Here is a 12,562-nt window from a genome sequence, read left to right as displayed (position 1 = left end):
ACAAGTATCGCAGAATGTTCGTATGCGTACTTTTGGCGTAGAGGAGGAACTCCTGATCGTTGATCCGGAGTCCGGGGAACCCCTTGCCCTGGCCGACGCCCTCCTGGCCGGCCACCGCGTTGCGGCTGACGATCTTCCCGTGGACCCGGAGGTCCACCACTCCGGAAAACAGGCGGATTACGACGACGAGATGGGCTTGAGTGCCGAGCTGAAGCTTGAGCAGATCGAGACCCAGACCCGTCCGTGCCTCGAATACGGGAGCCTGCTCGAACAGATCCGCGCGGGCCGCGCCCTGGCGGACCAGGCCGCCAGGAAGCATGGCGCCAGGGTGGCGGCCCTCGCCACCTCGCCCTTGGCCTCCACCACCCACACGACGCCCGACCCCCGGTACGCCAAAATGCTGGAGCGCTTCGGCCTCACCGCCCAGGAGCAGCTGACCTGCGGCTTCCATGTGCACACGTTCATCGAATCGCCCGAAGAGGGCGTGGCGGTCCTGGACCGGATCCGCGACAAGCTGGCAGTGCTGACGGCCCTGAGCGCCAATTCACCCTTCTGGAACGGCGTTCCGACCGGGTTTGAAAGCTACCGCACCCAGGCCTGGAACCGGTGGCCCACGGCGGGCCCGGCCGGTATTTACGGGACGTACCCTGCCTACCGGCGCGTGGTGACGCGGCTGCTGGAAAGCGGCGTCATGCTCGATGAGGGCATGCTGTACTTCGACGCCCGGCTGTCCCGCAACCACCCCACCGTCGAGGTTCGCGTGGCGGACGTCTGCCTTCGTGCCGAGGATGCAGCGCTCATTGCCGTGCTGGTTCGGGCGCTGGTGGAATCCGCCAGCAGGGAATGGCAGGCCGACGTGGATCCTGCGCCGGTTCCCACCGTCCTCCTCCGGATGGCCTCGTGGCAGGCCAGCAGCGCCGGGCTAAGCGGTGAACTCCTGGATTTTGGGAATTTCCGGCCCGCACCGGCCGCGGACGTGGTCCGGTCCCTGGTGGATTACCTGGCTCCCGTCCTGTCCGAACAGGGGGAGCTGGCACTGGCACGGCAGGGGGTGGAGGACATCATCGCCCGCGGAACAGGAGCCGCCGAACAGCGCCGCGCCCGGGACAAGGCGCTGGCGGGACCGCCCCCGGAGGACATGGGGTTCGGCGCCGTGGTGCGGCAGGCCGTCAATGTGACCATGCGGGATGCCCTGGATCTAGCTGACGTGGAGGGCACGCCCGAACTGCTGCGGGTCCGCCAGAGCTGACCTTCGACGCGCATATCCATTCCCGACGCGCAGATTCCTCCTCGCGGCCCATATTTGGTGCGCGCCAGGGAATCTGCGCATCGAGAGTGAGGAAGCGCGTCGCCCGGACCCAGAGGAGCTAGGGCTTCCCGCGCGGCTAGATCTGCTTGAGTGCCTGTTCCAGGTCGCGGAGGAGGTCCTCCGGGTCCTCGAGCCCTACCGAGAGCCGTACCACGCCGTCACTGAGCCCAATGGCGGCGCGCCCTTCCGGCCCCATGGCGCGGTGCGTGGTGGTGGCGGGGTGCGTGATCAGGGACTTCGAATCACCAAGGTTGTTGGAGATGTCGATGATGCGCAGCCCGTCCAGCAGTGCGAAGGCCGCTTCCTTGCCGGAGCGCCCGCCGGAGGGAGCCAGCTCAAGCGTGAGGACCGTACCGCCGGCGCTCATCTGCCGTGCCGCCAGGTCGTACTGCGGGTGGGACTTGAGCAACGGGTACTTCACCCAGCTCACGGCGGGCTGTTCTTCCAGCCACTCTGCGAGCCGGAGCGCCGTGGCGGAGGAATGGTTCACGCGCAGGCTCATGGTCTCCAGGCCCTTGGTCAGGACCCAGGCGTTGAACGCCGAGAGTGCAGGCCCGGTGTGGCGCATGAGCTGTTTTACGGGACCGTCGATGAACTCCTTGGTGCCCAGGATGGCGCCGCCCATGACCCTGCCCTGGCCGTCGATGTGCTTGGTGCCGGAGTAGACGATGACGTCGGCGCCCAGGTCACCGCAGCGCTGCAGCAGGGGAGTGGCGAAGACGTTGTCCGCCACCACCTTGGCGCCGGCGGCATGCGCAAGTTCGCTGACCGCGGCGATGTCCACGATCTCCTGCATCGGGTTGGACGGGGATTCGAAGAAGACGGCGGTGGTGGGCTTGGAGAGGGCCTCGCGCCACTGGTCCAGGTCCGGCCCGTCCACGAAGACGGTCTCCACGCCCCACCGGGGAAGGATCTCGTTCAAAATCACGAAGCACGAACCGAACAGCGACCGGGCGGCCACCACCCGGTCGCCGGCAGCCAGCAGGGCACCAAGCGCGGTGAACACCGCGGACATGCCCGACGCCGTCGCGAAGCAGGCTTCGGTGCCTTCCAGCAGCCGGAGCCGCTCCTGGAAGGTGGCCACGGACGGGTTTCCGTAGCGGGAGTAGACAAAGCGTTCGTCCTCGCCGGTGAAGGCGCGTTCAGCTGCTGCCGCGGATTCGTAGACGAAGCCGGAGTTCAGGAAGATGGCCTCGGACGTTTCCTGGAAGTTGGTGCGGTCCAGCCCGCCACGGACAGCCTGGGTGTCGGGGTTCCAGCCGGGGGCGTCTTGGTTGAAGGTCACTTAGTTCTTTCCGAGGTTGGTGGGAAGGCCGCGGTTTTTCCAGCCGTTGACGGTGCGTTCGCCATAGCGGTCCGGCTCGCCTTCAAAGCCCTCCAGCACGTTGTAGGAGGTGAAGCCGGCCCGGGTGGCCGCGATGGCTGCCGCGATGGACCGCTGGCCGGAGCGGCACAGGAACACCAGTTCGGTTGAACGGTCCTCGGGCGCCTGCTGGCTGAGGTCGTTGATGAAGTCGGGGTTGGGGATGCCGCCGGGGAAGGTCCACTGGATGAAGAGGGGGTCGTTGTCCGTGGCCTTGGTGTCCGGAATGCCGATGTGGGCCCATTCGCCCTCGGTGCGGACGTCCACCAGGATGGCGCCCTGTTCCAGCTTCTCCCATGCTTCCTGGGGCGTGAGGTCTCCCGCGTAGCTCATGCGTGGCCCTCGCCGTCGAACTCGCCTTCAAATTCGGCGTCCAGTTCATCCACTGCGGTGGCAACCGCGGCATCGGCCGAGGCGATTGCCGCCGGAAGGACCACTGCCTGCGCCACGATCACGCTGGTGCCGTTGAAGGTGGCTGCCGGGCTGCCGTGCAGCACATAGCCGTCGGCCAGGGCCGTGGAGATCCGCTCGCAGAATGAACGGTCATCCGGGCCGGTGATCAGGCGGTAGGACAATTTTTCGTCAGGGGCAGGTGCGTCAGACACGACGGATCTCCTTCTTTCACGCTTGCAGCTCGAATCGGTCGATATGCCGAGTATTCACCTGAGGCACCCCGCCGCGAAAGGGAGGGTTGCCGACCGGCCAGTCAGGGCTTCACACCGGTACTCATTACTCCCCAAAAACGTAACATCTGCCGCGCCAAGCCGCACCGCCGCCGTCGTCATGTTCCGTAATTGAGCAGCGCTGAAGGGAGGCGCGGGGTTGAAGGAAAGCGCGACGGCGGACATCGCCGCAGGTGGGCGGCCGGCCACGTGCCGCCCGGGGCCGCAGGGCCGATAAAGTTCTTACCGGGGCGCCGCCCCGTCGTCACAGCAATGAGCACCGGGGGTCCTGTCAGCATGCGGGCAAACACATCGCGCCACCAGGCCGCCATCCGGGGGACCCGCCGGCCGTCCATCGGGGCGTTCCTGGCCGCGGCCCTCGTCAGCCTCCTGGCCCTGCTGGCGGCTGCGCCGGCGCATGCGGCGGACGTTGCGCCGGAAAAGGGAAAGCCCTGGCTGGGCGCGGTGCTCGAGTGGGGCGAGGACACCGCCGCAGGTTTCAGCGGCCGGCTTGGTGCCAGTCCGGCCGTCTTCGGCCACGACATCACCATCCCCTACCGCGATGCGGAACGGAACGACCTTGACGGCTTCCTTCAGCAGGCCGCGTCCCTAGGCGCCCACGCCCTGCTCACGGTGAAGCCGTCAGTGCCCCTGGACCAGCTCGGCACCGCGGAAGCGGAAGCATTCGCAGCGCAGGTGCGCGACCTTACGTCCGGGTTCAAGGGGCAGCTGCTGATCCGGTTCGCCCCGGACATGAATGCAAGCTGGGTGGCCTGGGGCCAGCAGCCCGCCGCGTACCGGCAGGCCTTCAGGGCTGTGGCGGCAGCGTTCAAGAAGTACGACGGCGGCCGGGCCACCTTGGTGTGGGCGCCTTACCTGGGCAAGGACTACCCCTTTGACCGCAACCGGGATGCCCCGCAGCCCGGAACCGAAGGCTTTTCCCTCCTGGACACGAACGGCGACGGGGCCTGGAACTCAAGCGACAGCGCCTACGCCCCTTACTACCCGGGCGACGACGCAGTGGACTGGGCGGGGCTGGCCGCCTATCACGACGACACGGCCGGCGGCCCCGCCGTCAACTCCCAGCCGAGGGCCGGCGAGCTCCAGGACATGCTGACGGCCTCCGGCGGCGAAAACTTCTACGGCACCTATTCCGAGGGGCGCAACAAGCCGTTCCTCCTCCAGACCTCTGCTTTCTACAGCCCCGCGTCCGGCGGCGCGCAGGAGGCGGACATCAAGGCGGGCTGGTGGGACCAGGTGGTGGGAACTGCCACTTCCCCAGCTTTTGCCGGGACGGCCGCCGTTGTCTGGGACGAGCGCACCAGCACCAGGGATACCGGCGTGGCGAGCATCAGCTGGCTGCTCACGGGACAGGCGGGCATCGCCAAAGCGGCCCTGGACAGGCTGAAGGCATCGCCAATGGTCACCGGGCCGGTCACCGACGTGGCATCCGGGAGCACCTACGTCCGGGCCAACACGCTCTCCGGGGCTGCCGCCTGGACTGTTGCCGCCGCCATGGCCATCCTCCTGGTGGCCCTGTGGCAGATACCCCGCCGGATCAACGCAGCCACGGCCTGGGGCTACCAGGATCCCTCCGCCAGGGACTCGCGCATCGATCTGCTGCGCGGGATGGCCATCGTCTTTGTGGTGGTGAACCACCTGGGCATGGCATCGCTGTTCCAGCTGCTCACCCAGGAGGCCGTGGGCTTCGTGTCGGGTGCGGAACTGTTCGTCCTGTTCTCCGGACTGGTGGTGGGCATGGTGTACGGACCCAAGGCCAGGGAGGACTTCGGGCAGGTGGTCGACCTCACGACCCGCCGCGCCGGCAAGCTCTACCTGACGGCGCTGGCCGTGCTGATCGGCGTCTTCCTTCTGTCCCTGCTCCCGTTCTTCCACACCGAGGCCCTGACCACGTTCGTGGACCAGGGGACCGGTGGCGCCGGGCACAACGGGGCCGGCCGGACCTACGACCTCTATGCGGGCATGTCATCGCTGTTCCAGTTCCCCGTCCCGCCCCAGGTGCTTCCGGCCATCGTGCTGCTGCAGTTCGGTCCCTGGCAGTTCAATGTCATGGGGCTCTATGTGGTGCTGTTGCTGGTCAGCCCGCTGATCCTCGCGGCGCTGAACCGCGGAAAGGCCATCTGGGTCGTGGCGGTGTCGGTTGCCGTGTATGCGGCAGGTGCCATGACCAGGTTCCGGATCCTGCCCTCGCAGTTTGAGGACTCCTTCCCGCTGCTGGTGTGGCAGGTGCTTTTCGTGCTTGGGCTGGTTGCGGGCTACCATCGGCGCAGCATCACAGCGTGGCTGTCGCGCCACACGTGGGTGGTGGTTGCCTGCACCACGGCAGCATTCGCTTTGGCCTTCCTGTCCTGGGGCAACCCCTACCTGGCCAACGCCTATGACGTCCGACTGGCGCTGCTGCCGGATGCGTCCTACCGGGCAATGTATGACGCCTTCTTCGGCCGGACATACCTGGCCCCGGGCCGGCTGCTCAACGTCCTGGTCCTGGTGGTGGCTGCGTACGCATTCCTCAGTGCTTACTGGAAACCGGTGGACCGGGCCCTGGGCTGGTTCCTGGTCCCGCTGGGACGGGCCACGCTGTACGTCTTCATCATGCACGTGGTGCTGATCGCCGTCGTGGCCAACATCCCGGCCCTGCAGCAGCAAAGCATCCTCCTCAACACCGTGGCCTACGCCGTGGTCCTTGGGATGCTCTGGGTGATGGTCCGCACCAGGTTCCTCTTCCGGATCATCCCTGCCTAGCCCGGGGCATGAAAAATGCTGCGGCACGGGCGTGCCACAGCATTTGATCATGTACCACCCGGCTGCCCGGTGGCCTCTTACGAATCCGGGGGTCTCAGACCAGGCCCGGGTAGCTGGTCATGATGTAGTCCGCAGCGGCAGGACCCTTCATGCGCAGCCCGTTGCGGCGCGGCGGGATCCGGTGCTTCATGGCTGCCCAGAAGGTGGACTCGGTGCCGGCCGGCTGCTGGTTGAGGAAGCACCAGCTGGTGTACAGGCCGTAGAGGCGGTCGCGGTCCATGCTGGAACCAGCGGCGTGGTCGGGGTAGGTGGCTTCGTGGAGAAAAGTATCGAACTGCGAATGTGCCATGATGGCTTCCCTTCGCTAAGTGCTCGGCGCCGCCGTTCGGCTACAGCAGCAAGATTTGATGCCCTGCACATGGCCATCGAATCTATAGGTTGGGTCCCGTGAAAAGCATCCGGGGCCTCAGCGTCGTCAGCGCCTGTCTACGATGTAGACTTTACCCGTAGACTACAAGTAAGGCAACCGTCTCGATTAATCCGGGCCGCCACTTCCACCGCTAGGACAACACCATGAATCCCCCGCACGCTTCCGGCCGCACCCCCGCCAAGGCCAGGCTGAGCAGGGAGGTCGTGCTGGCCAAGGCCCTGGAACTGGTTGATGCCGAAGGACTGGATGCACTGACCATGCGCCGCCTGGGGCAGGAGCTTGGCCGGGACCCGATGAGCCTGTACCGCTACGCCGAGAACCGCGCGGCGCTGCTGGACGGGGTTTCTGAGCTGGTGCTCAACCAGCTTCCGATTCATCCGGAGGACCCGGATTGGAAAGCGCAGCTTCGGAGCATCGCCCACAACCTGCGGATGCTGGCGCTCAAGCATCCCAACGTTGTCCCCCTGCTGGTGACGCGGCCCCTCTCCACGCCGCTGGGCATGCGTCCGCTGGGCACGTTGCGGCCATTGGAGCAGATCCTGACCCTGCTGGTGGCGGCAGGATTCGAGCCGGCTGATGCGCTGCACGTCTACCGCGCCTACTACGGCTTCCTCTACGGGCACCTCCTGAACGAACTGCAGGAGTACGTGGTGGACCCGGAAGAGAACGAGGTGCTGCTGCGGCTGGGGCTCCACCGGCTGCCCGCGAAGGAATTCCCCCGGCTGCGTGCGCTGGCGCCGGCGTTGGCTGACTACGACGGCGCCAAGGAGCTTGACCAAGGGCTCACCATCCTGCTGTCCGGGCTGGAAGCCCAGCTTTCACGGCAGGCGTCAGGCTCCAGCGCCTGACGGAGCGGCCGTGTAAAGGCGTGGTCGTTGAGCGGCCGCTATTCGAATGACGCCCGGCGCCGGTCCTGGAGGCGGGTGTTCCAGACGTCCGGCCGGTTCACCTGGAACCTGCGTCCGGTCAGCGCCTTGGCGTTCAGCCTGACGTAGTTTGCCTTTTCGCCGGGCTGCCACGGCTCCAGGCCAAGGCTGTCCACCGCATCTTTGACGGCCTGGTCTTCGATGATCCCGGTATTGCCCCGCGCCACCACGCTCCAGGCCAGTTCGGTGGTGGGGTCGTAGCCGTCGATCTCCAGCGCGGCAGGGCGTTCCATTTTCGCGTCCCACAGTTTTGAGCCGGGTGCCGTGCGGAAGACGATGCTGCGCAGGTGGACAACGTAATTCACGGGGAAGATTTCCGGATGTCCGTCCACCACGATGGCCAGCCTGCCCACCGTGTCGGTGTCAAGGAGTTCCCAGCAGTCGTCAAAGGACAGTTTTTCGATCGGCAGCTTGTGCGAGTCCATGGTGCACACCTTACGGGTGATGCCGGGGCGGGAAAAGGGCCGGCCCTGCCTGTTGCGGGCTAATGGATGCCGGCGAAAAGTCCGCTCAGTTCGGTGGTCAGTTCCTTTTGCACAGACGGGGTGCCGATCTCCCTGCCGTCAATCCGGTTCACGGGCGCCAGCAGGCGGACACTGGAGATCAGCCAGACCGCGTCTGCGTCCAGGAGGTCCTGTGGCACCAGCGGCCCGTAGCCCAGTTCCCAGCCCGCCGCCTTGGCGGCAGCAAAGAGAGCCCCCTGTGACGTTCCAGGCAGGATGCCGCTGTCCAGCTGTGGTGTGATGAGGCGCTTCACTGTTGTGCCGTCGTCGGACTTCTCCACATGCGCCAGCAGCACCGTGGAGGTGGGCCCTTCCAGGACCCGGCCATCGGAGGACGTGAAGATGACGTCGTCGGCGCCCTGTTTATGCGCGTGGCGCAGCGCTGCCATGTTGACGGCGTAGGAGAGCGTCTTGGCGCCCAGAAGCAGCCAGGGTGCCCGTTCGGCCACCTCACTGTCGTAGCCGCGGTCAAGGAGGATGACGTCGACGCCCGTTTCCCGCTGGCGGCGGGCGGCAGCTCCGGCCGGTGAGGCCTGGACCCAGGCCGTGGGGGCGGGCGCGCCTTCCACGCCGCGGGTCACCACCAGTTTGACCACCAGTTCATCTGCCGCCGGGTCTGCCGGCGGGTTCTCCGAACGGTGCCGGGCAACGGCAGCGGCAATGGCGCGCCGCCACACATCCTGGTCCGGGATGTCCAGGTCCAGCGCCGCGGCGGATCCGGCAAGCCGGTCCAGGTGGGCCTGCATCTTCCGCACCGTTCCCCCAACGGCCAGCATGGTTTCGAACACGCCGTCACCGCGCGTGACGCCAAGGTCCGTGACCAGCAGCTGGGGCTGGGAGGCATCCGCCACCCTGCCGTCGGGGAAGGCGGGGTCAAGGAAAACGAGAACCACGGGGGCTGGAGAGCTCATGGCACCAGCTTAGTGCGGCACCGCGGATAAGCTGGGCAGAGCGCCCCGGCCGGAAACCGTTCCCCGGGGCCCAACCTCCCCGGGAGTTATTGACGTGTTGTGGCCTTTTTCGCTTGCCGGCACCGCGCCGACGTGGGTTGTGGTGCTCCTGGGCTTCGCCGACCTTGTCATCAGGGTCCTGGCACTGGGCATCATTCCCGGCAACAGGCGGCCCACCACGGCGATGGCCTGGCTCCTGGGCATCTTCTTTATCCCATTCGTGGGCATCGCGCTGTTCCTGCTGTTTGGAAACTTCCAGCTGTCCAGCCGCCGCCGCGCCCAGCAGGAGCAGGTCAACGACCGGGTGCGGGCCGGCATCACCGCCCTCTCGGACGTGGACAGCGACTACCCCGGCCCCGAGTGGGTCAAGTCCGCCGCCGAGCTCAACCGCACCCTGGGTTCGCTGCCCATGGTGGACAACAACTCCGTTGACCTCATCCCCGGCTACCCGGATTCCATCCTGGCCATGACCCACGCGGTGCGGAAGGCGAAGAAGTTCGTCAACGCCGAGTTCTACATCATGAGCTCCGACCACGTCACCAACGACCTGCTCACGGCCATGGAAGAGGCCGCCGAGCGGGGCGTGGAAGTGCGGCTCCTGTTCGACCACATCGGCACGCTGCGCATCAAGGGCTACCGGAAGCTGCTGAAGCGCCTGAGGGCCGGCAAGATCCAGTGGAAGCGGATGCTTCCCCTCCTGCCCATCCATGGCCAGTGGCGCCGGCCGGACCTGCGCAACCACCGCAAGATCATGGTGATCGACGGCGAAATCGCCTTCACGGGGTCGCAGAACCTGATCGAGCCGTCCTACAACAACCCGCGCCACCGCAAGGCCGGCCGCGAGTGGGTGGAGCTGATGGCGTGCCTGCGCGGGCCCATCGTGACCACCCTGAACGTCGTCTTCGCCACCGACTGGCTGAGCGAGACCGACGAATCCCTGGAACACCAGTTGCAGCTCCCCGCGAATCCGGAGCCCGGCCACGTCACGGCCCAGGTGGTGCCCAGCGGTCCCGGGTTCATCACGGAAAACAACCTCCGGCTCTTCAACACGCTCATCTACTCCGCGCAGCACCGGATCTCCATTTGCAGCCCCTATTTCGTTCCGGACGATTCACTGCTGTACGCCATCACCACGGCAGCGCAGCGCGGCGTCGACGTGGAGCTGTTCGTGTCCGAGAAGGGCGACCAGTTCCTGGTCCACCACGCCCAGCGCTCCTACTATGAGGCGCTCCTTGAGGCCGGTGTGCGGATCTACCTCTACAAGGCGCCGTTCGTGCTGCACGCCAAGCACTTCACCATCGACGACGAGGTGGCCGTCCTGGGTTCCAGCAACATGGACATGAGGTCCTTCTCGCTGAACCTCGAGGTCTCCGTGATGCTCCTGGGCGAGGACATCGTGAACAAGATGCGGGCGGTGGAGGACACCTACCGGGACATCTCCCATGAGCTGAAGCTGGCAGACTGGCTGAACCGGCCGCTCGCCGCGCGCTATGTGGACAACGTGGCACGGCTGACGGCCACGGTGCAGTAGGACGGCCGTGCCTCCCTAAACCCGGGTCAGTCTTCGGGAAACTCCGCCCCCAGGGTGGAGAGCACCCCGTAGGCCTTGGTGCGGATCTCCTCATATTCGTCGTCCGGGTCGGAGTCCGAGGTGATGGCACCGCCGACGCCGAGCGACAGTTCCGCGGTTCCGTCGCCAGCCGTGCTGACCACCAGGGTCCTGATGGCGACGGCGAGATCCGCCGCCGCGTTGAGCGAGAAGTAGCCGATGGCACCTGAATAGAGCCCCCGCGGCCCTGCCTCCAGGTCGTCAAGGATGGCCATGGTGCTGATCTTCGGAGCCCCCGTCATGGAGCCGGCCGGGAAGCAGGCCGCCACCGCCTCTGCCCGTGGTGCTCCGGGCAGGAGGTGGGCGTCGATGGTGCTGACCATCTGGTGGACGGTGGCGTAGCTCTCGATGGCGCAAAGCCTGCTGACCGTAACGGAGCCAGGCATGGCAAAGTGGCTGAGGTCGTTGCGCAGCAGGTCCACGATCATGATGTTCTCGGCCCTGTCCTTGACGGAGGTGGCCAGGTCCGTCCGCAGGCGGCTGTCCTCCTGCGGGTCGGCAGCCCGGCGCCGGGTGCCCTTGATCGGTTCGGCGCGCATTCCGCCGTCGGACCCTATCTTCAGGAACCGCTCGGGCGAGGTGCTGGCCACGGCAACGTTTCCCAGCCGGAGGTAACTGGCGAACGGGGCCGGGTTCCTGCTGCGGAGCGACAGGTAGGTGGCCCATGGATCCAGCGAGCCGGCCGGGACAGTGGCTTCGAGGGTGGTGGTCAGGCACACTTCGTAGGTGTTTCCCTGGGCGATCTGATGCTGTGCGGCGGCAATCTTCTCCCGGTACCGTTCCCCGGTGTCCCGGCTGCGGAAAGTGGGCGGTGTGGTGGGACGCACGACGCCGGTGCTGCCGCCGGCTTCCTGCGTTGGGTCCGCGGCGGTTTCCACGGCTGCCCGCGCCTCCACCAGCCACCCGCCGGCGTCCGGTGCCTCCAGGGCCAGGAGCCAGGCCGTGCCTTCGGCGTGGTCCAGGACCACCGCTCGGCCCGCGAAGATCAGGGCTGCGTCCGGCGTGGGCGCGGAAAGATCGCTGCCGCCGGTTTCGCGTTTCAGCTCATACCCCAGGCAGCCCAGCCAGCCCAGGGTGAATTCGCCGGGGTAGCCCTCGGGGGTCCGCACCGCCCGGCGGCCCCAGACGGTGTCGAGCCAGCGGAAGAAGGGGCCGGGAACGTTGGCAGTGGACGAGCCGGCGCTGATCCGGCTCACACCGCCACGGTGCGTGACGCACTGGCCGAATGTGCCGCCGTCGTCCGCCATGATGCTGAACCGGCTGCGCTCTGCGGCAGTCCGCTGTACAGGATCCGTGCTGTCCGGTCCGCTGCCTGTGTTGGAGGAGTCCAGCCAGACGGCGTTGCCAGAGCCGCCATACAGTGAGTGGAACAGGGTGGGTGCGTCCGGGGCGGCTTCAATGCGCTCGGCATGAAGGCGAAGGCCGCGGCGGGCTGACAACTCGGGGGCGAGGACCGGAGCCAGGGCGGGCAGGTAGGGGAGGAGCTGGAGGAGGTCCGCGGGGGCTGAGCCGTCGGCGAGGTTCCGGACGCGGAGGTCCGCGTGGCCGGGGACGTCGTCGCGGCCCAGCCACTCTTCCTCCTGGGCTGCCCACAGGTCCCAGTACGGTTCATATGTTGCGCCGTCGCGCTCCAGTGCCCGGGTCCGCCGGACGTCGTCCGGGGATTCCGCCCAGATCACCGCGCCCAGCATGGGGCGGGCGGCCTCGGCGGCGGCCCCCACTCCCTCAACGATGACGATCTCCGCAGGCAGCGTCACCCGGGCGCCGCCGTCGTAGTGGTTAGCCCAGTCCCAGCTGGTCCAGGAGGCCGCCTGCCCCCGGCTCAGCGGGGTGAGGACCGTGGAGACGTAGCGTTCAATGCCCGCCGCCAGTCCGTCCCAGCCCGGGTAGATGTCCTCAAGGTGGAACAGCGAGACCTTGTGGTGCGCCCGGAGCCGGGCCGCGAGCTCGACGGCGAGGGTGGTCTTGCCTGCGCCGGAGCGCCCGTCGATGGCGATGATGACGGGGGGTGGGCTCATGGACTAGAGCGTACCGTTTTCCGTTGCAC

General features: G+C 67.1%; 11 protein-coding genes and 1 riboswitch. Of the genes, 4 read left to right on the top strand and 7 right to left on the bottom strand.

The genetic code is table 11. The annotated features are described in order from the left end of the window. Positions 1 to 22 precede the first annotated feature (22 nt). Positions 23 to 1,249: a glutamate--cysteine ligase gene (locus LDO14_RS18930; protein WP_056391918.1), complete on the top strand. Its 1,227-nt coding sequence runs from the start codon at positions 23 to 25 to the stop codon at positions 1,247 to 1,249. A gap of 136 nt (positions 1,250 to 1,385) precedes the next feature. Here LDO14_RS18930 and LDO14_RS18925 read toward each other — a convergent pair whose 3' ends face one another. From LDO14_RS18925 to LDO14_RS18915, 3 genes are read right to left on the bottom strand one after another with little or no spacing between them, the layout of a single operon-like run. Further along, positions 1,386 to 2,594, bottom strand: coding sequence for an O-succinylhomoserine sulfhydrylase (locus LDO14_RS18925; protein WP_056391915.1), 1,209 nt, complete (start codon positions 2,592 to 2,594; stop codon positions 1,386 to 1,388). Further along, on the bottom strand, positions 2,595 to 3,005 hold the full coding sequence (locus tag LDO14_RS18920; RefSeq protein WP_018769987.1) for a rhodanese-like domain-containing protein: 411 nt from the start codon (positions 3,003 to 3,005) through the stop codon (positions 2,595 to 2,597). Then, the gene (locus LDO14_RS18915; RefSeq protein WP_018769988.1) at positions 3,002 to 3,277 is read right to left on the bottom strand and encodes a DUF1737 domain-containing protein; all 276 of its coding nucleotides are present in this window, start codon (positions 3,275 to 3,277) and stop codon (positions 3,002 to 3,004) included. Before LDO14_RS18915 ends, LDO14_RS18920 begins: the two co-directional genes overlap by 4 nt. 13 nt (positions 3,278 to 3,290) lie before the next feature. Then, a riboswitch (SAM riboswitch) is annotated at positions 3,291 to 3,406 on the bottom strand. 225 nt (positions 3,407 to 3,631) lie between these two features. Between LDO14_RS18915 and opgC the strand changes: the two genes are divergently transcribed. After that, a complete protein-coding gene (gene opgC / locus LDO14_RS18910; protein WP_018769989.1) occupies positions 3,632 to 6,097 on the top strand; it encodes an OpgC domain-containing protein in 2,466 nt (821 codons plus the stop codon). A gap of 94 nt (positions 6,098 to 6,191) precedes the next feature. On the opposite strand, the gene LDO14_RS18905 is transcribed toward opgC, so the two are convergent. Continuing rightward, entirely contained in the window at positions 6,192 to 6,446 is a 255-nt protein-coding gene (locus tag LDO14_RS18905) for a hypothetical protein (RefSeq protein ID WP_018769990.1), read from the bottom strand. Positions 6,447 to 6,670: 224 nt separating this feature from the next. On the opposite strand from LDO14_RS18905, the gene LDO14_RS18900 reads away from it, so the two are divergent. After that, positions 6,671 to 7,375 carry a TetR/AcrR family transcriptional regulator C-terminal domain-containing protein gene (locus LDO14_RS18900; RefSeq protein ID WP_018769991.1) on the top strand — a complete coding sequence of 235 codons (705 nt, stop codon included), beginning with the start codon at positions 6,671 to 6,673 and terminating at the stop codon, positions 7,373 to 7,375. A 38-nt stretch (positions 7,376 to 7,413) separates the two neighbouring features. On the opposite strand, the gene LDO14_RS18895 is transcribed toward LDO14_RS18900, so the two are convergent. Together LDO14_RS18895 and LDO14_RS18890 are read right to left on the bottom strand one after the other, a co-directional pair. Continuing rightward, positions 7,414 to 7,878, bottom strand: a complete 465-nt coding sequence (locus LDO14_RS18895; protein ID WP_018769992.1) for a pyridoxamine 5'-phosphate oxidase family protein — start codon at positions 7,876 to 7,878, stop codon at positions 7,414 to 7,416. Between the two features lie 59 nt (positions 7,879 to 7,937). Next, positions 7,938 to 8,867, bottom strand: coding sequence for an aminodeoxychorismate lyase (locus LDO14_RS18890; protein ID WP_026265884.1), 930 nt, complete (start codon positions 8,865 to 8,867; stop codon positions 7,938 to 7,940). A gap of 97 nt (positions 8,868 to 8,964) precedes the next feature. On the opposite strand from LDO14_RS18890, the gene cls reads away from it, so the two are divergent. Continuing rightward, positions 8,965 to 10,437 (top strand): cardiolipin synthase, encoded by a 1,473-nt coding sequence (cls, locus tag LDO14_RS18885; RefSeq protein ID WP_018769994.1) that lies wholly within the window; start codon positions 8,965 to 8,967, stop codon positions 10,435 to 10,437. Positions 10,438 to 10,463: 26 nt separating this feature from the next. On the opposite strand, the gene pabB is transcribed toward cls, so the two are convergent. Beyond that, entirely contained in the window at positions 10,464 to 12,533 is a 2,070-nt protein-coding gene (gene pabB / locus LDO14_RS18880) for an aminodeoxychorismate synthase component I (RefSeq protein ID WP_018769995.1), read from the bottom strand. Between the last annotated feature and the right edge of the window lie 29 nt (positions 12,534 to 12,562).

It is taken from the genome of Arthrobacter sp. NicSoilB11, from assembly GCF_019977375.1.
Classification (GTDB): domain Bacteria; phylum Actinomycetota; class Actinomycetes; order Actinomycetales; family Micrococcaceae; genus Arthrobacter.
This window is presented reverse-complemented; position numbering and strand designations above follow the sequence as displayed.

Bases quoted from the DNA above. Each gene is read 5' to 3' on its own strand.
- LDO14_RS18930 (WP_056391918.1), top strand. From the start codon at position 23: ATGCGTACTTTTGGCGTAGAGGAGGAACTCCTGATCGTTGATCCGGAG.
- LDO14_RS18920 (WP_018769987.1), bottom strand. From the start codon at position 3,005: ATGAGCTACGCGGGAGACCTCACGCCCCAGGAAGCATGGGAGAAGCTG.
- opgC (WP_018769989.1), top strand. From the start codon at position 3,632: ATGCGGGCAAACACATCGCGCCACCAGGCCGCCATCCGGGGGACCCGC.
- LDO14_RS18905 (WP_018769990.1), bottom strand. From the start codon at position 6,446: ATGGCACATTCGCAGTTCGATACTTTTCTCCACGAAGCCACCTACCCC.
- LDO14_RS18900 (WP_018769991.1), top strand. From the start codon at position 6,671: ATGAATCCCCCGCACGCTTCCGGCCGCACCCCCGCCAAGGCCAGGCTG.
- LDO14_RS18895 (WP_018769992.1), bottom strand. From the start codon at position 7,878: ATGGACTCGCACAAGCTGCCGATCGAAAAACTGTCCTTTGACGACTGC.
- LDO14_RS18890 (WP_026265884.1), bottom strand. From the start codon at position 8,867: ATGAGCTCTCCAGCCCCCGTGGTTCTCGTTTTCCTTGACCCCGCCTTC.
- pabB (WP_018769995.1), bottom strand. From the start codon at position 12,533: ATGAGCCCACCCCCCGTCATCATCGCCATCGACGGGCGCTCCGGCGCA.